The 26,890-nt window shown below is 62.1% G+C and carries 18 protein-coding genes and 1 pseudogene; 12 read left to right on the top strand and 7 right to left on the bottom strand.

The window, feature by feature from the left end:
* Together paoC and dinB are read left to right on the top strand one after the other, a co-directional pair.
* Entirely contained in the window at window positions 1–2,199 is a 2,199-nt protein-coding gene (gene paoC, locus SINAR_RS0109640; protein WP_027998907.1) for an aldehyde oxidoreductase molybdenum-binding subunit PaoC, read from the top strand.
* Window positions 2,200–2,311: 112 nt separating this feature from the next.
* Complete coding sequence (dinB, locus tag SINAR_RS0109635) at window positions 2,312–3,448, top strand: DNA polymerase IV (protein WP_027998906.1); 1,137 nt, start codon at window positions 2,312–2,314, stop codon at window positions 3,446–3,448.
* An 872-nt stretch (window positions 3,449–4,320) separates the two neighbouring features.
* On the opposite strand, the gene SINAR_RS0109620 is transcribed toward dinB, so the two are convergent.
* Entirely contained in the window at window positions 4,321–5,097 is a 777-nt protein-coding gene (locus SINAR_RS0109620) for a sulfite exporter TauE/SafE family protein (protein ID WP_027998904.1), read from the bottom strand.
* Between the two features lie 377 nt (window positions 5,098–5,474).
* Between SINAR_RS0109620 and SINAR_RS0109615 the strand changes: the two genes are divergently transcribed.
* The 7 genes from SINAR_RS0109615 (at window position 5,475) to SINAR_RS0109585 (ending at window position 13,550) form a co-directional block, all read left to right on the top strand.
* On the top strand, window positions 5,475–6,461 hold the full coding sequence (locus SINAR_RS0109615; protein ID WP_027998903.1) for a BMP family protein: 987 nt from the start codon (window positions 5,475–5,477) through the stop codon (window positions 6,459–6,461).
* Between the two features lie 11 nt (window positions 6,462–6,472).
* Window positions 6,473–7,888, top strand: coding sequence for an amidase (locus SINAR_RS0109610; protein ID WP_027998902.1), 1,416 nt, complete (start codon window positions 6,473–6,475; stop codon window positions 7,886–7,888).
* Window positions 7,885–9,411, top strand: coding sequence for an ABC transporter ATP-binding protein (locus SINAR_RS0109605; protein ID WP_027998901.1), 1,527 nt, complete (start codon window positions 7,885–7,887; stop codon window positions 9,409–9,411). Before SINAR_RS0109610 ends, SINAR_RS0109605 begins: the two co-directional genes overlap by 4 nt.
* Entirely contained in the window at window positions 9,401–10,450 is a 1,050-nt protein-coding gene (locus SINAR_RS0109600; protein ID WP_027998900.1) for an ABC transporter permease, read from the top strand. The genes SINAR_RS0109605 and SINAR_RS0109600 overlap by 11 nt, the downstream gene beginning before the upstream one ends.
* On the top strand, window positions 10,447–11,391 hold the full coding sequence (locus SINAR_RS0109595) for an ABC transporter permease (RefSeq protein WP_027998899.1): 945 nt from the start codon (window positions 10,447–10,449) through the stop codon (window positions 11,389–11,391). The genes SINAR_RS0109600 and SINAR_RS0109595 overlap by 4 nt, the downstream gene beginning before the upstream one ends.
* Before the next feature lie 23 nt (window positions 11,392–11,414).
* Window positions 11,415–12,713, top strand: a complete 1,299-nt coding sequence (locus tag SINAR_RS0109590; protein WP_027998898.1) for an amidohydrolase family protein — start codon at window positions 11,415–11,417, stop codon at window positions 12,711–12,713.
* 159 nt (window positions 12,714–12,872) lie between these two features.
* Window positions 12,873–13,550 (top strand): cupin domain-containing protein, encoded by a 678-nt coding sequence (locus SINAR_RS0109585; protein ID WP_027998897.1) that lies wholly within the window; start codon window positions 12,873–12,875, stop codon window positions 13,548–13,550.
* A gap of 161 nt (window positions 13,551–13,711) precedes the next feature.
* On the opposite strand, the gene katG is transcribed toward SINAR_RS0109585, so the two are convergent.
* Window positions 13,712–15,895: a catalase/peroxidase HPI gene (gene katG, locus SINAR_RS0109580; RefSeq protein WP_027998896.1), complete on the bottom strand. Its 2,184-nt coding sequence runs from the start codon at window positions 15,893–15,895 to the stop codon at window positions 13,712–13,714.
* Between the two features lie 399 nt (window positions 15,896–16,294).
* Between katG and SINAR_RS0109575 the strand changes: the two genes are divergently transcribed.
* Both SINAR_RS0109575 and SINAR_RS0109570 read left to right on the top strand, forming a co-directional pair.
* Window positions 16,295–16,861 (top strand): TetR/AcrR family transcriptional regulator, encoded by a 567-nt coding sequence (locus SINAR_RS0109575; protein ID WP_027998895.1) that lies wholly within the window; start codon window positions 16,295–16,297, stop codon window positions 16,859–16,861.
* A gap of 55 nt (window positions 16,862–16,916) precedes the next feature.
* Window positions 16,917–17,885, top strand: coding sequence for a quinone oxidoreductase family protein (locus SINAR_RS0109570; RefSeq protein ID WP_027998894.1), 969 nt, complete (start codon window positions 16,917–16,919; stop codon window positions 17,883–17,885).
* Between the two features lie 117 nt (window positions 17,886–18,002).
* On the opposite strand, the gene SINAR_RS0109565 is transcribed toward SINAR_RS0109570, so the two are convergent.
* Window positions 18,003–19,592: an ABC-F family ATP-binding cassette domain-containing protein gene (locus SINAR_RS0109565; RefSeq protein WP_027998893.1), complete on the bottom strand. Its 1,590-nt coding sequence runs from the start codon at window positions 19,590–19,592 to the stop codon at window positions 18,003–18,005.
* 68 nt (window positions 19,593–19,660) lie between these two features.
* On the opposite strand from SINAR_RS0109565, the pseudogene SINAR_RS01000000133300 reads away from it, so the two are divergent.
* Window positions 19,661–20,344, top strand: a pseudogene (locus SINAR_RS01000000133300) (TetR/AcrR family transcriptional regulator); the annotation flags it as partial.
* A gap of 230 nt (window positions 20,345–20,574) precedes the next feature.
* Here SINAR_RS01000000133300 and SINAR_RS0109555 read toward each other — a convergent pair.
* The 4 genes from SINAR_RS0109555 to repA form a co-directional block, all read right to left on the bottom strand.
* Complete coding sequence (locus SINAR_RS0109555) at window positions 20,575–20,991, bottom strand: organic hydroperoxide resistance protein (protein ID WP_027998892.1); 417 nt, start codon at window positions 20,989–20,991, stop codon at window positions 20,575–20,577.
* Window positions 20,992–21,296: 305 nt separating this feature from the next.
* Complete coding sequence (gene repC, locus SINAR_RS0109550) at window positions 21,297–22,505, bottom strand: plasmid replication protein RepC (RefSeq protein ID WP_027998891.1); 1,209 nt, start codon at window positions 22,503–22,505, stop codon at window positions 21,297–21,299.
* 155 nt (window positions 22,506–22,660) lie between these two features.
* The gene (gene repB / locus SINAR_RS0109545; RefSeq protein WP_027998890.1) at window positions 22,661–23,665 is read right to left on the bottom strand and encodes a plasmid partitioning protein RepB; all 1,005 of its coding nucleotides are present in this window, start codon (window positions 23,663–23,665) and stop codon (window positions 22,661–22,663) included.
* Window positions 23,662–24,837: a plasmid partitioning protein RepA gene (gene repA / locus SINAR_RS0109540; RefSeq protein ID WP_027998889.1), complete on the bottom strand. Its 1,176-nt coding sequence runs from the start codon at window positions 24,835–24,837 to the stop codon at window positions 23,662–23,664. The genes repB and repA overlap by 4 nt, the downstream gene beginning before the upstream one ends.
* Window positions 24,838–26,890 lie beyond the last annotated feature (2,053 nt).

The raw sequence follows: 26,890 nt of genomic DNA, 5'->3' as shown, positions 1-26,890 counted from the left end.
ATGAGATTCGACACACCAGCAACGACGAATCCGATTGACCGGGGCAAAGTAATCGGCAAGCCCGTCCCCCGCATCGACGGTCCGCTTAAGACCACCGGAAAAGCAATCTATGCCTATGAGTGGCATGATCCGAACACCCGCTATGCCTATGGCTATATCGTCGGCTCGGCAATCGCCAAGGGCCGGATCAGGTCGATGGATGTCGCCGCCGCGAGAAATGCTCCCGGCGTAATAGCGGTTGTCACCTCCGATGGGGTGGGGGAACTGAAGAAGGGCAAATATAACACTGCCAAGCTCTTCGGCGGCACCGAAATCCAGCACTACCACCAGGCGATCGCCGTCGTGGTCGCCGAAACGTTCGAAGAGGCCCGCTCTGCCGCGGCGCTCGTCAAGGTCGACTATGTCGAGGAAAAGGGCGCCTTCGACCTGGCGGCGACAAGAGACAGCGCCGTCGAGCCGGAAGGCGGGGGAGATTCCGCAGCGGGCGACTTTGATGCCGCCTTCGAGGCAGCTCCCGTCAAGCTCGATCAGGTCTATACCACCCCGGACCAGTCGCATGCCATGATGGAGCCGCACGCTTCCATCGCTGCGTGGAATGGCGAGGAACTGACGGTCTGGACATCAAGTCAGATGATCGACTGGTGGCGGACCGATCTCGCGACGACGCTCGGGATCGACAAGGACAAGGTCCATCTCATGTCGCCGTTCATTGGCGGGGGCTTCGGGGTCAAGCTGTTCCTGCGCGCCGATGCGGTGCTGGCGGCGCTTGGTGCTCGCGAAGCCAAGCGTCCGGTAAAGGTCGCCCTTCCCCGCCCCTTCCTGATGAACAACACGACGCATCGCCCGGCGACGATCCAGAGGATCCGGATCGGCGCAGGACACGACGGCAAGATCACGGCGATTGCGCATGAAAGCTGGTCCGGGGACCTTCCGGGCGGTGGTCCCGAAGTGGCCGTCCAACAGACCCGCCTGCTTTATGCCGGCGAGAACCGGATGACCGCCATGCGGCTTGCGACACTCGATCTTCCCGAAGGAAACGCGATGCGCGCTCCCGGCGAGGCCCCGGGCATGATGGCGCTGGAGATCGCGATCGACGAGATGGCCGAGAGGCTCGGCCTCGATCCCGTCGAATTCCGGATCATCAACGACACCCAGGTCGATCCCGAGAATCCCGAGAGACCATTCTCGCACCGCAATCTCGTCGGCTGCCTGCGCACGGGCGCGGAGCGCTTCGGATGGCAAGACCGAAGCAAGCAACCCGGTGCTCGGCGAGAGGGAAACTGGCTGATCGGCGTGGGGGTGGCCGCGGCTTTCCGGAACAATCTTGTGCTGAACTCCGGAGCCCGCGTCCGACTCGAGCATGACGGTACCGTCACGGTGGAAACCGACATGACGGATATCGGCACGGGCAGCTACACCATCATCGCCCAAACCGCGGCCGAAATGCTAGGCGTCCCGATCGAGAAGGTTGCCGTCAGCCTGGGGGACTCGCGCTTCCCGGTTTCCTCGGGTTCGGGCGGACAGTTCGGGGGAAACTGCTCCACGGCCGGCGTTTATGCGGCCTGTGTCAAGCTGCGGGAAGCCGTGGCGCAGAAGCTCGGCTTCAACAGTGCCGACGACCTGATTTTCGCAGACGGTGAAGTCCGGTCGGGAGACCGCCGCATGCCGCTCGCGCAAGCCGCTGGCGATGAGGGGCTCGTCGCGGAGGACCAGATCGAATTCGGTGATCTCACCAAGACCCATCAGCAATCCACCTTCGGCGCTCATTTCGTCGAGGTCGCGGTCGATGTTGCGACGGGAGAGATACGGATCCGGCGAATGCTGGCGGTCTGCGCCGCAGGCCGCATCCTCAATCCGATCACGGCGCGCAGCCAGGTGATCGGTGCGATGACAATGGGCGTCGGCGCCGCCTTGTCGGAGGAGCTCGTCGTGGACAAGGAGCGCGGTTTCTTCGTCAATCACGACCTCGCCGCTTACGAGGTGCCGGTGCACGCCGACATCCCGCATCAGGAGGTGATCTTCCTCGACGAGGCCGATCCGATGTCGTCGCCCATGAAGGCGAAGGGTATCGCCGAGCTCGGCATCTGCGGCGTCGCGGCGGCTGTCGCAAACGCCATTTATAATGCGACCGCCATAAGGGTACGGGAATATCCAATCACCCTCGACAAGCTGATCCACGAACTCCCGGAAATCAGCTAGAAAAGCGTGTAGCGGCTTTCCGCCCGAAAGTGTGTGGCGTCAAAGGGCTTTACGGCTAAGCAAGCAATGGAGATTCGGGTAGAATAGACAGCGTTTTAGCGAGAGGGAATGAATGCCTGCAGGAGGAAAGCCGGAGGATGACGACAGACGCGGTGGGGCACTTGCCCCCTCCACCGGCGACCGCGTGCGCAAAATCATCCATATCGACATGGACGCATTTTATGCTTCGGTCGAACAGCGCGACAATCCGAAGCTTCGGGGCAAGCCGGTCGCAGTCGGCTATCCGGAGGCGCGCGGCGTGGTCGCTGCCGCGAGCTACGAGGCGCGCAAGTTCGGCGTTCACTCGGCGATGGCGTCGGTGACGGCGAAACGCAAGTGTCCGGGGCTGATCTTCGTCCCGCACCGATTCGACGTCTACCGGGCCGTCTCACGGCAGATTCATGCGATCTTCGCCGAATACACGCCGCTGATCGAACCGCTTTCGCTCGACGAGGCTTATCTGGACGTCACCGAGAACCTGAAGGGATTGGAGCTCGCAACCGTGATTGCCGAGCAGATCCGTGTCCGCATCAAGGCCGAGACAGAGCTGACCGCATCCGCCGGCGTTTCCTACAACAAGTTCCTGGCAAAGATGGCCTCGGACCAGCGCAAGCCAGATGGCCTGTTCGTCATCACCCCGAAACACGGCCCCGCCTTCGTGGAAGCCCTCCCGGTGAAAAAATTCCACGGCGTCGGACCCGCGACGGCGGAGAAGATGAAGCGGCTCGGCATCGAGACCGGCGCCGACCTCAAGGCGCAGGACCTCACCTTCCTGCAGCAGCATTTCGGCAAGGCGGGGCCGTATTTCTACTGGATCGCCCGCGGTATCGATGAGCGCGAGGTCAGGCCCGACCGTATCCGAAAGTCGATCGGCGCCGAGGACACGTTTCGGGAGGATATTCATGACCTTGAGACGGCCCGCGCGGGCCTCAAGCCTCTGATCGATAAAGTCTGGCATTATTGCGAAGCCATCGGCACTCGCGGCAAGACCGTGACGCTGAAGGTGAAGTGGGCAGACTTCGCTCAGATCACAAGGAGCAAGACCGCCGTCTCGCCGGTGGCAAGCGCCTCGGAAATGGCAGAGATCGTGGAGCTGCTGCTGTCACCGATCTTCCCCGCCGAAAAGGGCATCCGATTGCTCGGCGTGACGCTCTCATCCCTTGATAAGCAGGAGCACAGGAGCGAGCCGCAACTCGCCCTGGCGCTGTAAAGCAGCTGCTGCGATATCGCATCGATGGACTGACTCTGCAATACGCGCATGCACGGAGCGAAGCTTCTGGCCGAGCGCCTTCGGTACTCTCAACCCACCAGGACTCCGGCGGGCGCAGGGTGCCGCCAAGTAAAATTCAGATCATGACTGGCGCAGCGAAACCGGCGATCACGATGACTTCATCTCCCGCAATACACTCCGTCGACTTCCCGTTTCAACTAGTTGAGCCACGCCTGAAATAGCTAGGAACGGAACATAAACATGGCGGAGCGATACCTCGCCAATTACCGCTAAATGGCAGCGGCGGCATGCTATAATGCGTGCTCGTTACAACGCATCAAACAATGTTGCCAGGTTCAACCCTCGTTGCAGGAACTGCTGCATCGGTGGCTCGTTCTCGCTTTGTCTGGAGTGGAGTACGTTCGAATGACTGGACGGAATTATCAGGAACCGGAACATCATGCCTCGACGGGACTGCCCATAGGCGTTCTGCTGCTGGCGGTCCTCGGAATATCAGCCTATCTATTGGTCGGGGGGTCATTGAGTGGCGGAGGGCGCGTCGGCTCAAAAGTCTATCTACCCGTCGCGCAGACACAGGATCGTTGAGGAAAGGCCGGCCGAGACCTTGGCCGCTGGGGCGGGAGTGCTCCTGAAGGGCGCTGAGAAGCCGATCGAGCTTACGCCGTCTGAGAATCGTTGAATGCCGCCTCAGGCATCCTTAAAGACCCATTTCTTCTCGGGCTCGCCTTCCAGCGGAACGATCTGCCGCGGACGCCCCTCCGACTGTTCCTGCCGGCGGCCGACGACATCGGCAACAAAGGCTTCCGTGTCTCCAACGGCTGGGCATCAAAAGCGCCGACGAAAACCGGTATTCAGAGAAACCCGGTAAGTTCGAGCGTCTGATAACCGGCCAAAAGCGTGATCAGAGACCCAACGAGCCGCAGAAGCGTTTTCTCTCGCAGTGCCTTGACCACCCATCCTGCAAGCGGCGCCGCCAACACGCCGCCCGTAATCAGCCCGCCTATGGACGTGAAATGGTGGCGGAAGTCGCCAGCCTGCTCCCAGTGACCAGTCAGAATCGTTGTCAGGAAGCTCAGAGACACTGTGAGTGCAATCAGAAACTCGCTCGCGCTGACGGTACCGATAACAAAACGCGGCTGTCCGCCTGCGCCGAGCAGACCGGTGGTGGCGACGGGGCCCCATCCGCCGCCGCCTGCGGCATCGAGAAACCCGGCGGTTGCACCGAGCGGCGCCACGATCCTCATTTTGACCGGATTTGTGGGAATGCGATGAAAGGAGCGATAAAGCAGCCAGACCCCAATCATTGCGAGATAGGCCGTGACGAACGGCTTGACCTGATCTCCGTCGAACGACGTCACTACGAAGGCACCCAACACGCCGCCGGCGGCGCCAAAAGGAATGAGCCGCCAGAACAGCTTCCAATCGATGTTGCGGTGATAGAGATGAGCCGATCCGGAAGCGGCAGTGGTGAACAACTCCGCCGTGTGAGCCGACGCAGACGCCTGGGCGGGCGGCACGCCGAAGGCGAGAAGCACCGTCGAGCAGATGACGCCATAGGCCATCCCGAGAGCGCCATCGATTGCCTGGGCGATAAATCCGACCAATGCGAACAGTATGAAATCTTCCATGCACAGCTCCGGTTGGCGGCTCGACGGCCCCGCATAAGGAAGCCTCGCATGTGCAGCAGCACACGGAGGCTTCCTGGGTCACCACAGTCGCAATGCTCCCGGTAAGCTGGAAACGAACACGTGTCGGGCTTGTTCCGCGAAGGTTGGTGACCAGCGGCTCCGAGGCATCAATGGATCCATCAGTCGCCGCCTGGCCAGAGAGTCGGCCAAGCGACACTTGTCGCGCTTGTTCTGCAGGCACGGGCATCGGCATCGCGATGTCAGCGAATACTCCAGACATCTCCCCTGTTGCCGCTTTCCTGCTCATCCGCGCTGCTTGACAAAACTTTGCACACAATAAAAATTCTACCAATCGGTAAAAAAGGGGAACACCGTCCATGACAAGAGATCTGATGATGAGCCGGCGCAACGTGCTTGCGTCGGGCCTGGCGCTTGGCGTGAGCGCTTTCGCGCCCGCCGCTCGCGCCAGTGCGCCGATCAAGGTTGCCGGCATCCACGCCTCCCCTGTCGAAAACGCCTGGAACTCGGTCCTGCACAAGGCGCTGCAGGATGCGGCAGCGGAAGGGGTGATCGAATATATCTTCTCCGAAGGCGTTTCAGGCACGGACTATCCCCGCGCTATGCGCGAATATGCCGAGCAGGGTGCAAAGCTTATCATCGGCGAAGCCTATGCCGTTGAAAAGCAGGCCCGCGAGGTCGCCGCCGACTATCCGGAGACGGCCTTCGTCCTCGGGTCCAGCGGCAAGGAATCGGGCGACAACTTCGGCGTTTTCGGCACCTGGAACCACGACGGCGCCTATCTCGCCGGCATGCTCGCCGGCAAGATGACGAAGTCGAATGTCGTCGGCTCCGTCGGCGCCATGCCGATCCCAGAGGTCAACATGCTGATCAACGCCTTCGCTGCGGGCGTGAAGGAGGTCAATCCGGATGCCAAGCACCTCGTTACCTTCATCGGCACCTTCTTCGACCCGCCGAAGGCGCGCGAGGCGGGTCTCGCCCAGATCGACGCAGGCGCCGACATTCTCTTCGGAGAGCGCATCGGCACCGCCGACGCCGCGAAGGAACGCGGGCTCAAGTCCGTGGGCTCACTGATCGACTACACGCCGCGCTATCCCGACACCGTCTTCGCCAACGCGCTTTGGGGCTTCCGCCCAATCCTTAACGCCGCAATCGCCGACGTGTCCTCCGGCACGCCGGTCGGCAAAGACTACACCGCCTTCGGCCTGCTGAAGGAAGGCGGCAGCGACGTTGCCTACGTGAAGGGTGTCGCGCCGGCGGATGCCGAAGCGGCCATGGAAGCCAAGCGTGCCGAGATCAAGTCCGGGGCTTTCGAGGTTCCGCGCATCACGGACGAGCCAAAGTAACCGGCCTGTCGATGGCAGGCGATGCAACGTCCTTGGCTGAGGCCATCCGATTGGGCCGCCTCAGCGCTTCCGAAGCAATGGAAGCAGCCTTGGCGGCGAACGGCCGATGGGCAGAACTGGGCGCAATCGTCCACCTCGACCCGGCGCTCGGACGGGCCGCTGCGCAAGAGGCGGACGCCCGTCTGCGCCACCTGCCCGGCCGCGGGCAGACCGCACCATTTCTCGGCGTGCCGAGCCTCGCCAAAGATCTGGGGGGGCCTTTTGGCTGCCTACCGGTCGCTGCCGGATCGAAGATGCTCGAGCGCAGTGGCTCCGTCGCCGAGGAAAGCGATCTGGCAGCGCGGCTTCGCGGGGCAGGCCTTTGCTTCTTCGGGCTGACGACGGTGCCGGAAATGGGCCTGTCGCTCGCAAGCGAGCCGGCGGCCGGCCCCGTCTGCCGCAATCCCCTCGCTACCGAGCGGACGCCCGGCGGCTCCTCCGGCGGGGCGGCGGCTGCCGTTGCCGCGGGCATCGTAGCGATCGCCCACGCGACGGACGCCGGCGGATCGACCCGGGTCCCCGCCGCATGCTGCGGTCTCTTCGGTCTCAAGGCGAGCCGGGGTGCCATAGCGGCGGGACCATCATTCGGCAACCATCTCGGCGGCATTGCCAGTGAACTGGCGCTGTGCCGTTCCGTCCGCGACCTTGCGGCGATCTTCAATGCGGCGGCGGGACGCGCCAGGGGGCCGTTTGCCGATCCGTGGCTCGCCCCCGCTCCATCCGGCCCACTGCGCATCGGCCTTCTTCTTGAGACCGGCGGCGAATACCCGACCGAAACGGTGCGCGCCGAGGCAGTCGAGGAGGCCGCGCGCGTACTGGCGGCAGAAGGCCACCGCATCGTTCCGATGCATTGGGACGCCTTCGCCGCAGGCGTTGCCACAAGTGGCCGCGCTCTGCGCGACATCATTGCCGTCAACCTTGCGAATTTCGTCGTTTCCGCCGGTCTCGATGCCGAACGCGCCGAACGGCTGACGCAGGCGTTTATCCGCCATGGATCGCGACTCGAGGCGACCGCGCTCTGGGCGACGCTCGACGCCGCCGTCCATGCAAGCCACCGGGTCTGGTCGCTTTTCGACCGGGTAGACTGTATCCTGACGCCCATGCTTGCATCGGCACCCCTTCCTCTCGGAGCCTTCCCCTTTGACCACGACGACATCAACCTTCAGATTCGCCGCATGACAGCGTTTGCGCCGCTCGCCGCGCTCGCCAATGTGACCGGTTTTCCGGCTCTTACGCTCCCCTTCGGCGCGGATGCAGCCGGATTGCCGCTGCCGGTGCAGATTATGGCCCCTATGGGGGGCGACCACCTCCTCCTGGAGCTGGCCGCACGCCTCGAAATGGAGGGCCGCTGGCAGCACCGTTTCGCTGTTGCGGGAATGCAAGGATGACCGAAACCGTTCTCGACATTTGCAGCGTCGGCAAGCGCTTCGGTGACAATCTCGCCAATGACGACATCTCGCTGAGCCTCGGAAAGGGCGAGATCGTCGCCCTCCTCGGCGAAAACGGCGCCGGCAAGACGACGCTGATGAGCATCCTCTTCGGCCATTATGTGCCTGACAGCGGCCAGGTGCTGGTCGAGGGACGGGAACTGCCTCCGGGCAAGCCACGGGCGGCGATCCGCGCCGGCATCGGGATGGTGCATCAGCATTTCTCGCTCGCCCCCAACCTGACGGTGCTGGAAAACGTCATGGCCGGCACGGAACGCCTCTGGCATCTCCGATCCGGCACCAGCGCGGCGCGGCGGAAGCTGCGCGGCATTTGCCAGCGATTCGGTCTGACGGTGGAGCCCGACGCGCGCGTCGGCGACCTCTCCGTCGGCCAGCAGCAGCGCGTCGAGATCCTGAAGGCTCTCTACAATGATGCGCATATCCTGGTGCTCGATGAGCCGACGGCGGTGCTGACGAATCTGGAGGCCGAGCGGCTGTTCTCGACACTGAAGGACATGGCGCGCGAGGGGCTTTCGCTGATCTTCATTTCGCACAAGCTGGACGAGGTCATGGCCGCCGCCGACAGGATCGTCGTGCTGCGCGGCGGCCGCAAGGTGGCCGAGCGTCTTGCGAAAGAGACGAACAAGGCCGAGCTTGCCGAGCTGATGGTCGGCCGCAAGGTTGCCAGGCCGGTGCGCGAGCCTTCGACACCCGGCGAGGTGGTGCTGAAGGGCGCGAATGTGAGCGTTAGCATCGACGGGGTGGAACGGCTGAAATCCATCGATTTCAGCCTCCGCGCGGGCGAAATTCTCGGCATTATCGGCGTTTCCGGCAACGGCCAGACGACGCTCGCGCATCTCCTGTCGGGTACGGTCAGGCGCAAAGAGGGCGAACTCTTGCTGTTCGGCGAATCGATCGGCGACCTCACGGTGGATGAAGCCGTCCGGGCGGGGATCGGCCGCATCCCGGAAGATCGCAACAAGGAAGGCGCGATCGGTGAAATGGCGATATGGGAGAACGCCATTCTCGAGCGGCTCCCGCGATTTTCACGCTACGGTCTCGTCGAGCGGTCATCCGGCCAGGCATTCGCCGGTAAGATCATCGAGACCTTCGACGTGCGCGGCGGCAGGCCGACGACGCGGACGCGCCTGCTCTCTGGCGGCAACATGCAGAAACTCATCCTGGGGCGCAATCTGATCGAACGCCCGCGCATCCTGCTCGCGGCGCAGCCGGCACGGGGGCTCGACGAGGGCGCTGTCGCCGCCGTGCACGAGCGCCTGCTCGAAGCGCGGCGCGCCGGGACCGCGGTGCTTCTGATCTCGGAAGACCTGGAGGAGGTAATGGCGCTCGCCGACCGCATTCAGGCAATCGTCAACGGCCGGCTTTCGCCTCCAATCGCCGCCGACAGCGCCAGTGCCACGAAGCTCGGCCTGATGATGGCCGGCGAATGGACTGACAAGCACGAGGTTTACGATGCGCTTTGAACGACGCGAACATCGTTCGCTCGCCCTGGTGATCGCGACGCCCATGCTTGCGATCCTCTGCGCGCTGGCGCTGGCTGGCATGCTCATCGCGATTGCCGGTGCCCCGGTCATGGAGGCCTATTGGCGCATTCTCGTCGGTGCCTTCGGCTCACGACTGTCGGCGACCGAAACCTTGACCCGCGCAAGCCCGCTCATTCTAACGGGCCTTGCCGCGGCGGTCGCATTCCGCGCGAGGCTCTGGAATATCGGCGCCGAGGGCCAGTTCTATCTTGGAGCGATTGCCGTCGCCGCCGCGAGTTCGCACCTTCTCGGCGGACTCCCCTCGCCCCTCCAAATCCCGCTGCTTCTCGTCATCGGCGCGGCAGCCGGCATCGTCCTGCTGCTCGTGCCGCTTTGGCTGAGGCTGCGCTTTTCGGTCGACGAGGTCGTTACCACGCTTCTCCTCAATTTCGTCGCCGTGCTCTTCGTCTCCATGCTGATCGACGGCCCGCTCAAGGACCCGATGGGCTTCGGGTGGCCGCAGTCCCAACCGGTCGCCGACGCAGCGGTCCTGCCGAAGATCTTGGCCCGATCCCGCCTCCATGTCGGGCTGATGATCGCGCTCGTACTCGCCGTCGTCGTCCATCTCGTTCAGTCGCGCACGGTGTTCGGCATGCAGTCGCGCGCCGCCGGCCTCAATCCGGCCGGGGCGGTGTTCGCAGGTGTGCCGCTGGGCCGTACCCTGGTGACGGTGGCCTGCATTTCAGGCGGGCTCGCCGGTCTTGCGGGGGCTATCGAAGTGATGGGCGTGCAGGGCTATGTGACGACGGACCTGTCGCCGGGTTACGGCTATTCCGGCATCGTCGTCGCCATGCTCGCCAATCTCCACCCACTGGGCGTCGTGCTTGCCGCCCTGTTCACGGCCGTCATGTTCGTCGGGGCTGACGGGATGAGCCGCAGCATGGGTATCCCCTCTTACATAGCCGATGTCACTGTCGCCCTGTCGCTGATCAGCATGCTGACCGGTGTCTTCTTCACCCAGTACAGGATTCGCCGATGAACGCCGTCATCGACATTTTCGCTTCAGCGGGCCTCTGGGCGGCCGTCCTGCGCATCGCCACGCCGCTGATCCTCGGCACGCTCGGCGCGCTCCTGTGCGAGCGCTCGGGCGTCCTGAATCTCGGCATCGAGGGCATCATGACCTTCGGCGCGATGATCGGCTGGCTTACGGTCTATAACGGCGCCGACCTGTGGACGGGCATTCTCGTCGCAGGCCTCTGCGGCGGGATCTTCGGCCTCTTGCATGCGGGCCTGACGGTCACGCTCGGTTTGTCCCAGCATGTGTCCGGTCTCGGGGTGACGCTTTTTGCCTCGAGCTTCAGCTACTACGTCTTCCGTCTGCTGGTACCGGTCGCGGGCACACCGCCGACGATCGAGCCGTTCCAGCCGATCGACGTGCCGGCGCTGTCGTCCCTCCCCTTTCTAGGTTCCGCGCTCTTCACGCAGACGCCGCCGACCTATGTGGCGATCCTGCTGGCGCTGGCAATCGGCTACGTGCTTTTCCGAACGCCGCTCGGCCTGGCGATCCGCATGACCGGCGAAAATCCGCACGCCGCCGAGGCACAGGGCATCAACCCGATGGCGATCCGCTTTGGTTCCGTGGTCGTCGGGAGCGCGCTGATGGGCATCGGCGGCGCCTTCCTGACGCTCTCGGCCTTCAACAGCTTCTTCCCGACCATGGTGCAGGGCCGAGGCTGGATCTGCATCGCGCTCGTCGTGTTCGCCTCCTGGCGGCCGGGCCGCGCGCTCGTCGGGGCGCTGCTTTTTGCACTTTTCGACGGCTTCCAGCTCCGCCTTCAGACACGGCTGAGCGGCGTCGTTCCCTACCAGATCTTCCTGATGATCCCCTATCTGCTGTCGATCGCAGCGCTGGCACTTATGGCCCGGCGCGCTCGCGTCCCGCAGGCCCTGATGCAACCTTACCGGCGCGGCGAGCGCTGAGCGAACACCCGAAGGACTGACCCATGTTCGATCTCATCATCCGCAATGCGAACCTGCCGGACGGCCGCCAAGGCTTCGATATCGGCCTTGTCAGCGGCAAGATCGCAGCCATCGAGAAATCCATTGCCGCGACCCCCGGCGAAGAGATCGACGCGACCGGCCGGCTGGTCAGCCCGCCCTTCTGCGATCCGCATTTCCATATGGATGCAACGCTGTCGCTCGGTCTGCCACGCATGAACGTCTCAGGCACGCTGCTTGAAGGCATTGCGCTCTGGGGCGAGTTGCGCCCCCTATTGACGAAAGAGGCCCTCATCGATCGGGCCCTGCGCTATTGCGACCTCGCCGTGACTCAAGGCCTTCTCTACATTCGCAGCCACGTGGACACCTCCGATCCGCGACTCGTGACGGCCGAAGCGCTGCTTGAGGTCAAGGAGAAAGTCGCTCCCTATATCGAGCTGCAGCTCGTCGCCTTCCCGCAGGACGGCTATTACCGCGCGCCCGATGGCATCGCCTCCCTCGAGCGCGCGCTCGACATGGGCGTTGGCATCGTTGGCGGGATTCCGCATTTCGAACGGACGATGGAAGACGGCGCCCGCTCGGTCGAAGCCCTGTGCCGGATCGCCGCTGACCGCGGCCTGCCGGTCGACATGCATTGTGACGAAACCGACGACCCTATGTCGCGCCACATCGAGACGCTGGCAGCCCAGACGGTGCGCTTCGGCCTCAAAGGGCGCGTGGCTGGTTCGCATCTCACCTCGATGCATTCCATGGACAACTACTACGTCTCGAAGCTCATCCCGCTGATGGCCGAGGCGGAGATCAACGTGATCCCCAATCCGCTGATCAACATCATGCTGCAGGGCCGCCACGACACCTATCCGAAGCGGCGTGGTATGACGCGGGTGCGGGAGCTGATGGCGGCCGGCCTCAATATCTCTTTCGGGCATGACTGCGTCATGGACCCCTGGTACTCAATGGGCTCGGGCGACATGCTGGAGGTCGGCCATATGGCGATCCATGTCGCGCAAATGGCCGGCGTCGAGGACAAGTGCAAGATCTTCGACGCGATCACCGTCAATTCGGCAAAGACCATGGGGCTCGAAGGCTACGGCCTCGACATTGGCTGCAAGGCGGATCTCGTGGTGCTACAGGCGGCGGACGTCACCGAGGCGTTGAGGCTGAAACCGAACCGGTTGTTCGTCATCAAGGCAGGCAAGGTCATCGCCAGAACCGCGCCGCGCGTCGGCGAGCTCTTCCTTGCCGGGCGTCCTGCCTCGATCGACATGGGCCGCGACTACATCCCCCCGGCGCTGCAGGGCTGATCGAGCCGTGCAGGTTGCGAGACCTGGCATGCTGCAGCTCTAGATGATGGAGGCGCGGCCTACCGATGATCAAACCTATGCCAATGGAGTGAATCGCAGTTGAAAATGAGGTCCGATGGCGCGAAGTCCGTATCGTCGTGATGACGGGAGACCAGTCCGATGCGCATCAATGAAGATCTGTCGAAACCGGTAATCGTCCACTCGGCTCAGCTCGACTGGATTCCAAGCCCTGCCGCAGGGGTGGATCGCCGCATGCTCTACCGTGTCGGCGGCGAAGTGGCGCGCGCGACCTCGATCGTGCGCTATGCGCCGGGCAGCGCCTTCCCACGCCACGTCCATAGCGGCGGCGAGGAGATCCTCGTGCTCGAGGGGACGTTCGAGGACGAGCACGGCGACTATCCTGCGGGCAGCTATTTCCGCAACCCGCCCGGCACCTCGCATATACCTGCCTCGAAGAATGGCTGCACGATCTTTGTGCGACTCTGGCAATATCGCCAGGACGACGGCACCCAAATTGTTCGCCACCCCGGAGAAGGTGAATCAGCGCCGTTGCGCGAGGGAGTCGAGGCAGCGCGCGTCCTGTTCGACGATGGGACAGAACGCGTATCGATAGAAAGCTGGCTGCCGGGCTCAGCCGTCAGCGTCGAGAATCACCGCGGTCTCGAGTTCCTCGTCCTCTCCGGCGGCCTCGTAGCCGGGGACGAGCAACTGGAGCCGCAGAGTTGGGGCCGATTGCCTGCAGGAGAGGCGCTCAAAGCCATCACCGGACCAGAAGGCGCTGAGATCTGGATCAAGGATGCACCGCTGCAGCATCCAGACGTGCTGCAGCTCCCCTGAAACGCTACGCAGTCCATCTTGCGTTTCGCGCAAGGCGCGTTCGGCTCGGGCCCTGCTGCCGTTTTCGTGCCGTGCCTTATTCACAGGGCTACGCTGCCACTATCAACACCACCCGGGTAATGGCCGGGACATGGCTCAAGTCCACGTCCCGGTCTTGCCAGTCACGCCAGATCGAAGCGATCGGCGTTCATGACCTTGGTCCAGGCTGCAACGAAGTCCTTCACGAACTTCTCCCTGGCGTCGGACTGAGCATAGACCTCGGCAATGGCGCGCAGTTGCGAATGCGAGCCGAAGATCAGGTCGACCCGGGTGCCGGTCCACCTGGCAGCGCCCGACTTTCGGTCGCGACCTTCGTATACGCCTTCTTTGCCTTCAATGGGGAACCACTGCGTACCCATGTCGAGCAGGTTGACGAAGAAATCGTTCGTCAGCGCCTCGGGACGGGACGTGAACACGCCATGCTCGGGCTCGCCCGCCTTCAGCACGCGCAAGCCGCCGACGAGAACGGTCATTTCCGGTGCGGTCAGAGTCAGCAGCTGGGCGCGGTCCAGCAGAGCCTCTTCCGGCTTCATGAATTGCCGGCGGGTGGTGCTCACATAATTGCGGAAACCGTCGGCACGAGGTTCCAGCGCGGCGAAGGATGCGGCGTCGGTCTGTGCCTCCGAGGCATCCATGCGACCCGGCACGAACGGCACGGCAATGTCGTGGCCGCCGGCCTTTGCCGCCTTCTCCACGCCGGCGCAACCTGCAAGCACGATCAGGTCGGCAAGCGAGATCTTCTTGCCATCGGTCTGGGCCGCGTTGAAGTCCCTCTGTATGTCTTCGAGGACGGAAAGGACCTTGGCGAGTTGAGCCGGCTGGTTGGCCTCCCAGTCCTTTTGCGGCGCCAGGCGGATGCGTGCACCATTGGCGCCGCCGCGCTTGTCGGAGCCGCGGAAGGTTGAGGCGGAGGCCCAGGCCGTCGAGACGAGTTCCTGCAGCGACAGGCCGGAAGCGAGGATCTTGGCCTTGAGGCCGGCTATGTCCGTCTCGTCGACCAGCCTGTGGTCGACAGCCGGGATCACGTCCTGCCAGATCAGGTCTTCGGCCGGGACTTCAGGGCCGAGATAGCGAACCTTCGGCCCCATATCGCGGTGGGTCAGCTTGAACCAGGCGCGGGCGAAGGCGTCGGCGAACTGGTCCGGATTTTCAAGGAACCGCCGCGAGATTTTCTCGTAAACCGGATCGAAGCGCAGCGACAGGTCGGTGGTCAGCATGGTCGGAGCGTGCTTCCTGGAGGCGTCGTACGCATCCGGGATCGAAGCCTCCGCGTTCTTCGCTTTCCATTGATGCGCGCCGGCGGGGCTCTTGGTCAGTTCCCACTCGTGGTTGAACAGGTTTTCGAAGAAGTAGTTGCTCCAACGGGTCGGAGTCTGCGACCAGGTTACTTCCGGCCCGCCTGTGATCGCGTCCTTGCCGACGCCCGTGCCGAAGGTGCTCTTCCAGCCAAGGCCCTGATCCTCGATCGCACCGCCTTCCGGGTCCGGACCGATGAACGACGGATCGCCGGCGCCATGCGTCTTGCCGAAGGTGTGGCCGCCGGCAATCAGCGCCACAGTCTCTTCGTCGTTCATAGCCATGCGCGCGAAGGTCTCGCGGATATCGTGGGCAGCAGCAACAGGGTCGGGATTGCCGTTCGGGCCTTCCGGGTTGACGTAGATGAGGCCCATCTGCACGGCGGCAAGCGGCTCGCTCAGTTGCCGTTCGCCGCTGTAGCGCTCGTCGCCCAGCCAGGTGCCTTCCGGTCCCCAGAACAGTTCCTCGGGTTCCCATACATCGACCCGGCCTCCGGCAAAACCGAATGTCTTGAAGCCCATGGATTCGAGCGCGACATTGCCGGTCAGGATCAACAGGTCCGCCCAGGAAATGCGGTTGCCGTATTTCTGCTTGATCGGCCACAGCAAACGTCGGGCCTTGTCGAGATTGGCGTTGTCCGGCCAGCTGTTGAGCGGCGCGAAACGCTGCTGGCCCTGGCCGGCGCCGCCACGGCCGTCGGTGATGCGGTAGGTGCCGGCGCTGTGCCAGGCCATGCGGATGAACAGCCCGCCATAGTGGCCGAAGTCGGCCGGCCACCAATCCTGCGAATCCGTCATGAGCGCATGCAGGTCTCTCTTCAGCGCATCGAGGTCAAGCTTCCTGAACTCTTCGGCGTAATTGAACGCCTTGCCCAGCGGATCGGAAAGGCCGGAATGCCGGTGCAGAACCTGGACGTCCAACTGATCCGGCCACCAGTCGCGGTTCGACCTGCCTCTCGGCGACGTGTGTGCAACGGGACACTTGCCCGCACTATCGCTCTTCTGATCCATTGTAATCTCCTCTTCCTCGATTGGGCGATCGGCCAAAAAGTCAGCTCACCGTAAACCGTTCCGGTTCAACTGCACAATTTGGACCGGCATGCATGCTGCTATGATTTGGCGCAATTTTACCCCATTGGTCAAACAGCTTGTTCCCTGATCATGTCGACGAAGACGCGCAATTTGGTGGCCACGTGACGGTATCGGAAAAAATCGAGGGCCCGGGATCGGCGGGCACCACTCTTCAGCACTAGGACGCGCGATGGGATCAGGTTCGTTCGCCATGCGGATGGATACGGAACGCCGCTTGAAGCACGGCGCGTCGGCGTGATCCAATGGCCATATCGAGCGATTAACCACCGGAGCAACCGTTTCTTGATAGATCGTTCCAGAATTCCTAAATAAGGTTCCATGGCACGGATCAAGGAATTCGACAGGGACGAGGCGTTGGACGCGGCGATCGCTGTGTTTCGCGAGCATGGATTTGAGGGCACCTCGACGGAGATGCTGATACGGGCGATGAAAATCGGCCGCCAGAGCCTCTACGACACCTTCGGTGACAAGTGGAAGCTCTACTGCCTCGCGGTGGAACGCTATTCGGCGCGCGAGACGAGTGCTCATGTCGCCTTGTTGCGCGGCGAACCGCGTGCACTGGACGGTATCCGGTTGATGATGGAGCGCGTCGTGGACAATGCGAACCAAGCTTGTCTCGGCGTGAGCTCGATCTGCGAGTTCGGTCAAAGCCGGCCGGACCTGACGGCAATACATCACGCCGCCGATCTTAGGCTCAAGAACGTCGCGGTCGAACGCATCAGAGAAGCTCAGGCCGCAGGTGATTTAGCCGTTTCATTGCCCGCTGAGACGGTGGCCGATTTCCTCGTTGCCAATATCGCCGGTATCAGGATAGCCGCCCGTGCGGGAGCCGACCGGAAACATCTGCAGTCTCTCAGCCGGTTGGCGCTTCGCGCGGTCATCTAGCAGGCAGAAAACCTTGCTCTTTTTTGGAATGATCAGTCAATAAAAGGATATATGCATGAAAGCCGTTGTGATGAAAGATGTCGGCGGTACCGACGTGATGGAGTTCGTCGATCGCCCTGAGCCCGTCGCAGGGCCGGGACATGTCGTGGTCGAGGTCGCCGCGGCCGGCGTGAACTTCATGGACATCGGCGTGCGCCAAGGTATGGCCTGGACCGACATCCCCAACCCGAAAATTCTGGGTGTCGAGGGCGCTGGTCGCGTGCTCGGCGTCGGCGACGGAGCGGGCGAGTTTGAAGTCGGCGATCGCGTCGCCTGGGTCTATGTTCCCGGAAGTTATGCTCAGCGCCAGTTGATACCGGCAGCCTCCCTCGTGAAAATTCCCGATACCGTGGACGACCGAACGGCCGCATCCGCGATGATGCAGGGGCTCACCGCCAGTCACTTCGCGACGGACTTCTATCCCGTGCAGCCGGGCGACATCGCCCTTGTTCATGCGGCGGCCGGCGGGGTAGGCCTGCTGTTGACACAGATTATCAGGCTAAGGGGCGGCCGAGTAATCGGACGCGTCTCTTCCGAAGACAAGGTCGCGATCTCCAGAAAGGCCGGCGCCGAGCACGTCATCGTCGATACCGAGGGACAGTTTGCCGGCGAAGTCCTGCGCCTGACTGGCGGTGAGGGCGTGAATGTCGTTTACGATGGTTCCGGTCCCAAGACCTTCAACGGGTCGGTCGAAGCGCTACGCCGGTCCGGCACCTTCTGCTGGTATGGACCAGTGCTTGGCGGGCCCGGACCGCTCGATATCATGAGCCTGCCGAAGAGCATCAAGATCGGCTACGCGACGTTCATGGACCACATCCACACGCGCGAACTTCTTCTCGATCGCACCAAGCAGCTTTTCGACTGGATCGGGGACGGATCGATCACGGTGACGATCGGCGATACCTATCCTCTTGCCGACGCCGCCGGCGCCCATGCCGCGATGGCAAGCCGTGTAACCACCGGCAAACTGCTTTTGATCCCGTGAGGAGCAAATCATGAACTGCATCTCGACGCGGCAACCGACGCAGGCACCACCGCAGCCATGATCGCCCAACCGGGCGGAATACCTCTGAAGAGAATCGGTAACGCCGAGGGATCGGCGTCAGCCGCTGCAGGTCGAAAGCTCCAGACGCGTGCCTATCGCGATGTTGGCAAGGAATGACTCGTCGTGGCTGACGACGACGAGTGCGCCGTCATAGGCGAGCAGCCCAGCTTCAACCGCCTCGATGGAGTCGATGTCCAGATGGTTGGTCGGCTCGTCGAGAATGAGCAGCGAGGGGGGATCGGAACCGCCGAGTGCGCAGGCAAGGCCGGCGCGCAGCACCTGCCCGCAGCTTAATGTTTCCACCGTTTGCAAGGCCGCATCCGCGCGGAAGCGAAAGCTGGCCAACGCCGCCCGGCAGGCGTTGTCGCCAGCACCGGGATTGAGCCGCTTGAAGTTATCGAGGATCGTCTCGCCGCGCTCCAGAATACTGACGCTCTGGTCCAGCAGGAAGAAGGGAACATTTACGGTAACGGTTCCTTCGAAGGGCGGCAATTCTCCGGTGACCACCTTCAGAAGGCTCGTCTTGCCCGACCCGTTGGGGCCGGTGATCGAAAGGCGCCGCGGGCCGACGAGCGAGAAGGATAGATCCCGAATGACCGGATGGGCGGGATCGTAGCCCGCCGTGACTCCGTCAAATGCGAGGACTTGCCGGCCCAAGGAAAGCTCGGTTCGCGGAAGACGGATGGAAAAGGGCTGCAGCACCTCGATCCGCGCCTTGGCCGCTGTGACGGCATCAAGCGCGCCTGCGCGCTGTCGCTCCGCGAGTTCCGCACCCTTGCCCCGGCTTTCTTCCGCATTGCTCTTGCGCCGGCCCATTAGAATCCGCGGCATGTCGCCCTTCGCCGCTTTTCGGGCACCAGAGGCGTCACGCTTGTCCTGCCGCTTTGCCAGTGCACGTGCCTTGCGGTCGATTTCGTCGGCAGTCTTCTGTGCATGAGCAAGACTTTGTTGCGCAGCTTCCAGCTCAACCAACCTCGCCGTCCGATAGGCACTCCAGCCCCCTCCGTACCGCTTTGTCCCGAGCGAGGTCAGTTCGATAATCGCGTCCATTTCTTCGAGCAGTTCACGATCGTGGCTAACGACTATTGCCCCGCTGCGCCAGCCGGAAAGAAGATCGATAACCGCCCGTCTGCCGTCACGATCCAGATTGTTGGTCGGCTCGTCGAGAAGGAGAAAGTCCGGCTCGGAGAAAATTGCCGCCGCGAGCACCGCCCGCGTGCGCTGGCCGCCGGAAAGCTGCATCAGGAGCGTATCCGCCCTCGCCTGCAGTCCAAGCCGGACAAGAGCGGACATTATGCGCTCTTCCACCGTCCAGTCCGCATCCTCGAGTTCTTCAAGACTCGCCTCGCCTTTTTCGGCGCGCCGCAACACCGCAAGCGCCTGCGTCGCACCGAAGACATCGGCGATGGTTTCATCGGCGCCGGGCCGAAGTATCTGCCGCGCCAGTGCGACACGTCCCTGAATGGCAACCGTGCCGGAGGAAGGCCTCAATGTACCGGCAAGAATGTTGAGCACGCTCGTTTTTCCTATGCCATTTCTTCCAACCAGCCCCGTCCGCTCCGGGCCAAACGCCAGGTCGAGATCGGTCAAGACATGCTCCCCGTCGGGCTTCGTCCAGGAAAGTGCGGAGAGAGTGATGGAGGGCATGGCGAACCTGTTGCATTGTTAATAACAGCACAGTACCGTGCCGTTATCAGTAATCGGCGGTGCGGACAATGGCGTTGTCGGTCCCGCCCATTGGACGTTGTCGGTCATCCATGAACATAGATCGCAGACGTGGCGGCGGACGTCCCACCCGGGAAGAGACCGAGGCTCTGACCCGCCGTCTTCTGGATAGCGCCCGCTCGACCTTCGCCCGCAAGGGGGTTGCGAACACTTCCATGGAAGAGATTGCCGCCGAGCTCGGAATCTCGAAACACACGCTTTATCGGAGATATCCAAACAGGCAGGCGCTTCTGGAGGCCGTGGTCGAACGTGACCTCGTCCGCTTCCGCGAAATACTTGCCGGCGCACCAGGACAAGGTGATGCACCTCTCGCAGCGTTGCGCGATATCGCTTTCAGGTATTTCCGCTTCGGTACGGACCGGGATTATTCCGCTTTCTATATATCAGTTACCGCCGAGGCCGTGTTTTCGCTGCCACTGCGGGAAAGGTTGGCGGCATGGTCGAGTGCTGCACTGGAGCCCGTCGTGCAGGCGATCATTTCGGCTCAGGCCGCCGGCCTGGTCGTGCCGGGATCTGCCGTGGAGATTTGCCAGGTGCTCATCGATTTGCTGGAAGGCGCGAATAATCGTGTCCGTCTCTGCCTTTCCGAAAATCCGGATACCGCCGAAAGTCTTCGCCTGTTCGAAAGCCGCTGGGCAATTTTCCAGGCTGCCACGAGGTTCGAACCCAACCGATCGCAGGAAGGAAGCCTGAACGTGAGGGATCCGCTGGTCTCGCAGCCGATCCCTCATCGAGTGGCGGCATTCCTCGGTCAAAGTGGCAGCACAGAAGCCGCGAGGAGCCCGGCCAGCGCCGACGGTTCCGCCGAAAATATGTCGTAGACGCAAGGCTTTGCAACAACGGCGAATGTCAGTATTCCTACCATAGAACGCTTCATCTAAACCTCCCTGGATCACGAACTCGGTCAGGCGAGCGTCAGTTCGACCTCGATGTTGCCCCGCGTTGCCTTTGAATAGGGGCAGGTCTGATGCGCTTCGGCGATGAGCGATCGCGCAAGGTCTGCGCCGATGCCGGGCAGGCTGACGGCAAGCCGGGCTCGAAGGAAAAAGCCGCCATCCGATTTGGCGAGATCGACTTCCGCATCGACTGCCGTTTCGGCCGGGAGTGACAACTTATGCTTCGCCGCGGCAAGACCGAGTGCACCGATAAAACAGGCCGACCAGCCGGCGCCGAAGAGCTGCTCTGGATTGGTCCCGGCTTTACCGCTACCGGGCGGCGAAAGCCTGACGTCCAGTTGACCATCGGCGCTGCGGGCGAACCCTTCGCGGCCGCCGGTCGTATGAGTTTTGCCGGTGTAGAGAACCTTTTCCTGCGTTGTCATCAGACACTCCGTTCGTTGCGCCGCATGATCGCGACATTTGACGACGTGTTTTGTGCCTGGACGACGTATCCGGCATGTTTGCGAAACCGTGGAAATTGTACCCGGATGTAGGCATCTCACTGGAAGGCAGCCAAGGATGCCGGCACTGCTTTCCAAGTAAGGCTACCGACGAATTGGAGCACGTTCCGACGCTGACGGGTTGCCGCTGGCGATTTTGCTGAGTGGAGTCGCTCGGAACCCGCGGGTCGGCAATATGGTCGTGCCGGTTGTGTTTTCCGCGGCGTTGCTCCCTTAGGCGGCCGGGATCACAACACCCCCCGCCTATCGAAGCCATTCGCCCGCAGCAACGCCATCAGCATCGGGCGGAGCGAGAATTTCCCTTGCCGCGCCTTGGCGGTCAGGTCGCGCAGATACCCGCCCGCAGAGTTGATATGCCCTGCCCTCTCCAGAATGCAGGCTATGGCAACCGCGGCGTTTTCCGGCCCCATGGCCTGGCAGGCATCCTGGTAGGCCGAGGGATAAACGCCAAGCATGGATCGTACCGTAACTGCAGCGATCATCAGATCGCGCCAACCTCTCACCGTACCGTCAGGAGCGTAGTTTACGATTTCCGGGCAGGCCTTCAGCACCGTTGCGAGCGTGAAGATCGTTTTTGCCTCGCATACCGGTTCGATCCTCAGTCCTTCCGACGGCTCATTCCGTGGGCTGCCTTCAAATTCAATAATAGAATCAGGTTTTGATTCCTGTATGTGCCGCTCAGTTTGATCGGGATTGCCGCTCAGATTTTGATGTTTTATGCGCATTTGCAAACGGTTAGTCACCTGTTCGCGCAGGTTCTCGAGCGCCTCCACCAAAGGAGCGAGATCGTCGATGCCGGGGACCCTCGGGATAGCCCGGACGAGGTTTTGGAAATGCTCCTGCATAGCCGCCCAATCGTCCGGGAGTTTTTCTTCGGCCACCACGTCGATGAGCTTGGTAATGTCTCTGCGGCAGAGCGTCAGCCGTTCGCGCAGCCTTTGCAGTTCGAGCCGGTCGGCTTCGGCCTCTGCAGCAAAGCGCTCTATCTCGCCCGAGCGAGCCAGGAGCGGCGCCAGCGAGAAACCGAACGCTGTGCCGATCGCTCCATCACGAGTCTTGCGAGCATAACGCTTGCCGTTCGGACTGTCCTTTCGGGCGACAAGCCCTGCATCGACGAGTGCGGCCAGGTGCCTTCTGAGCGTCGCCTCCGCCATGCCGTGGGCTCTCAATGACAACTGGACGTTCGAAGGAAAGACGACCAGACCGGTCTCTTCGCTAAGCGTGTTTTCCGGATAGAAGCTCAACAGCGCGTTCAGAACAGCCAGCGTACGGTCGCTGATGCCCAGACGGCGTTTGGCTGCACAAAGCGAGCGGAACAATTTCCACTTGTCGACTGTCTTTCCAGGTTCGATGTCGCGGGAGATGAACTGTCCTGCCAACATGGCAAGCGTCATCGACCGCCGCCCAAAGGGCGTCGTCACATTTCCACTCTCCATTTCCTTCACCTTCGATAAGGCAAAAGAAAGCAGCTCACCAAAAACGGTGCCAAGGACTCTTGACTGCGATTCGTGGAAATGCGATTCTCGATCTTGCTACAAATCTGAGGAAGGCTTCCACGGCTTGTTCGTTGGGGGCCTTTTTCTTTTGCGGGTTAGTCTCCTTGTTTCGAATTCTGCTTTTGCATGAACTGGTCGTGCAGGCTTTCGATCTGACCTGCAATAAAGTCGACAAATCCTGACGGCACAGATCTGTTGAACGTCAGCTTCGAAGCCGACTTGCCGCGTTGGATCTGGCCAAGCACGAGGCCATGAGAAATCAGATCCGTCGTGGCGGAAGACGCTGCGGGCTTGGTGTCGACCTTCGCAATCGCTTCGAAAACTGCGGTGAAGCGAACGTCGCTGGACGAGGTTTGTATCGGGTCTCTCTCCAGAACCGACTGTGCCACCTTCTCAGGCTCCTTATGAGCCGCCCAGCGCATTTCGAATTCCACCCATCTGCGCCGTCCGATGTCAGGGGCAGGACCGATCTGCATCAGGATCTCGCGCGGCAACGCTGCCGCAATGCGGATCATCTCGGATATATGCGACCTGCCGGTGCTCAGCGACTTGCAGATCACGTCGCGACGATAACCGGCAGCCTCCTGCGATTGCGCAAAAAGGCATCGTTCAATGAAGGAGAGATCTTTGCGGTTGCTGTTCTCTTCTCCTTGAAGAACGATCGCATCTTCGTCGCTCAGCTCCCGGGCGATCGTCTTGAACTTGATGCCGAGGAGTTTGGCCGCAGCGAGACGCCGGCGGCCGAATACGATCTGAAACGGTTTTGCGGCCCCTCGGACCGGGCGGACCAAGCCGGGAGTACTCTGTCCATGCTCGCGCATCGACTCGACCAGATCCGCGATGCTGGCGTCGCTATAGCCGGAATCGAAGCGATCGCGAATGGCGGATTCCATGATCTCGTCGGGATCGATTTCGACGATCTGGCCACCATCCTTGAGGAGGCGTTCGGCAAGTTCGCTGCGTTCCTGCATCTGACGGACACCGGCGGCGACTTTGAGAAGATGTGGCGACGTGGAGCGCTGCATCCCGCCCTTCTCGACAGAATTCTCCAACTGCCCGAGGACATTGGCAAAAAGGCCCTTGGAATCCTTGCGGCTCATTCTCTCCCCCATGCCTTCCAGAAGAGGCCTTCGAGTTCAGCATTGGCGGCGTTGATCGACTCGATGGCCCGGTCGTAGGTTTTCGGTGCCGAGAAGCGGGACCTCTGAACCTCATAGAGGCTCTGCTTCCAAGTCAGCGCATCGGCCACTGCCGTCGATTTGATGACAGAGTTGAGGAGCAGATCCTCACCGAACACCTGTCTCATCAGCGCAGACATGTTGGCTTGCGGATGATCATTGGGCTCGAATTTTGTGATCAGGAACTTGGCGAAGTCCCATTGGGCTGCCGTGCCCACCTCATTCAGGATCTGCATGTAGGACCCGGCCAATTCGAGGAATTTTGCCGTCGAGTCCACATCCAGCATATGTGCCGGAACCGGGATGATGACGCCGGTCGCCGCCGTCAGGGACGAGAGCGTAAGGAAGTTCAGCGATGGAGCCGAGTCCATGAGGATGAAGTCATAATCGTCGGCAACCTGCTCCAGGGCCTGAGAAACGCGAAGCAGGAAGCCCGTTCCGGCCGACCGCCGCATCTCAAGAGCGACAGCCGTCTCGAACTCGGTCAGTTCGAGGCCGGCGCAGATGACGTCGAAACCAACGATGTGGGTCTTGTGGATGATGGATTTCGTCGGGACGGGATCGTCGAAGCGAATGGCTGAGAAAAGTGTATCGCCGCCGCGGTAATCGAATTCCGGCAGGCTGCCATGAAGAGCGGTAAGCGATGCTTGCGGGTCGAGGTCGACCGCTAGTACGCGATAACCCCTGAGTGCCAGATAGTGGCCGAGGTGGATTGTCGTGGAGGTCTTGCTGGAGCCGCCTTTGAAGTTGGTGACGGCAACGATCTGGCATTGCTCGCCGCCTGTCCGGCGGGGATTCATCCATTTCTTCCGGCCGTTTTCCGCAAGCGCCATGCGCAGTTCGAGAACCTGTTCGAGCGTGTAGAGGCGCCGACCATTGGCGATTTCGGGTTCGGGGCCTTGTTCCTTGGCGGCAACCTGGCGGATATAAGCCTCGGTTACGCCCAGCAGCGCGGCAACTTCGGTGGAGGTAAACTTTCGCATCGTGCGGCGCGCGTCCGGAGGGAACTGTGCCATGCTCAAGTTGTTGAGCGCCATTTCAAGCTTACTGGAAAAGTTTTCCATGAAAGCGAGGCTGCTTAGGTGTCGCGTCATCGAAAGAATCCCTGGTGATCGTTTTCCGTCACTTAAGCAGTGAAGTGGTTAACCGTGTGCTAATCGCCACGTAACTACTCGAAAACACGCAAATTCGAAAAATCTCCGCAACTAAGACGTACTCCGATTCGGCTGTGCCCATCAATGCGCGTTGTGGACGACGCATTGATGTGAGCAGGAAGCGTTAAACAGGCCAGTTCGCGAGGCTCCTGCGCGGATCTCGGGGTGAGATGTCGCCGGCGCGACCGTTCGGGGCGCAGCAGCCGAGCCCGGGAAACGGCTGGTGCCGAATCTCCCTTGGCCGTCTCGGTGACGGGCCATGGCGATTTGGAAAAGCCCCCCCGCGGGGTTCCTTAAGGCGACGCAGGCTGCGTCGTTCGTCCGACCACGCGACAACGCGGCATGGTGCGTCTATGACGAGACCTCGGCACGGTTGCTGCTCGCATCTACGGCCTCCCCTGCCCCGACCCGGTGATCGCGACGAGCGGCGCCAGGACCAGACGGTTCCCCGCGGGGAACTTTTCTTGCGCGGCGAATAGCGAGATGCGCGGGGAGTTTCATGCCGGGTTGACACGCGAGACCGGGGCCGCGGTGCGCTGCGCGTGTGAAATGTTCTGCAGCTTGGCAGCGCGGCAGGGCCTTTTCCCGTGCACGGTTTCCGTCCCGCGCTTGTCGCCGACACTGACGACAGTCCGCCAAGCGTTCCCATGGGGAACCTTTCGGCATGACGAACGTGGCGCCATGGGTGCGATCACAGCGGCTGGGAGAAACGCCGGTAACTGTCGACGCGCGGGCCTCGCCGGAACTGAGGCAAAACGAATGTCCGGAGCATTTCCGCGTATCGGAGAAAACCGGACTTGCTCGCGCCGTAGAAATCGGCCGGACCGTCCCGTGCGAGGCCGCTCCCTCCTTATTGCCGCCTCCATTGACAATCAGCCGTCCCGAGACGCCCTCCCTGCAGGTTCGGCGTCAACTGGGCCGAAGCTCTTTCGTCTTCGCAAAAGCCCGTGCGGTGGCTGTGTTCCCCGCGGGGAACACAGTTCGCGGCGGAAAGCCGGGGAGGTCTCGGGCATCTCGGGAGGCGGAGATCAGACTGCAGCGTGTCCACTCTCTCCGGATACCAGGAGCGTCCGAACGGCATTCTTGTCCAGTTCCCCGCGGGGAACATGCGAGGGCGATCTCGACAACGCAGAGGGAACGAGAGCCGCCCGGGCTTTTGCTTTACGGAGACCTCCCGTGGGCGCCGTCAAACCGACCCTTGGAGTCATCGTGGTTGCGAACGGCTGCGTCGAGACCAGTCCGTCCTGCGGGGGAGGGGAGGGGCTCTGGGGTGATGAGGTATGCGGCTGGACGCAGGCCCGCAGTGGCTGCCGTGAGGGGTTGCAATCTATCCAGAACGAGGACCACTCGCTCCAAGCGGATCAGCGAGCGAGACCAACGACAAAACCTGCGCGCCGCTCGGCGGATCTGAACAGGCGAGCGGAGCATCATTTCCGGCGGCAGCGTCGGCTGCGACAATGGACCATGGTTGCGCTGCTGCGTGTGTCCTTCGATCGCAGCCGATGAAGGGGCAAGGACATGCCGCAGATCAAAGCGTGGGATGTCTGATAAAACGCGCCGCGCGACCCGGGCTCCGCAAGCTCCGAGAATCCACAGGTCCGCCATTGCATTGGCGCCGGAAAAAATACATTCTACGGGAGCTGGCGGATTGAAGAAGCAGCCCAAAATGCCGACCGGCGGCGCGTTCTCTGCATTTTGGCTGCCGCGCTAAGTCTTTGGCGGAAAAAGACTTAATCTGCCTAGAGGAAGTTATACGCGCAATAACTTCCGCCACGTCGGACTCAGGGTTTCAGTCTCCGGCTCATGATGTTCAAGGTGTTCTTGAATGTTCCCCGCGGGGAACATTCCCGACAACGGCGCGGCATGGGTGCGCCAAGCGCGCCGTCCTCTTCCCGGAGCTTCTGCCCCTGTTGCGACGGCTCTCCCTGTCGGCATCAACGCTCCTTGACTTGCCGGCATCGAGGCATAGACTCGATTGCCGGAGAGACGAGAT

Origin of the sequence: Sinorhizobium arboris LMG 14919, from assembly GCF_000427465.1 — a bacterium.
Taxonomy (GTDB): Bacteria; Pseudomonadota; Alphaproteobacteria; order Rhizobiales; family Rhizobiaceae; genus Sinorhizobium; species Sinorhizobium arboris.
This window is presented reverse-complemented; position numbering and strand designations above follow the sequence as displayed.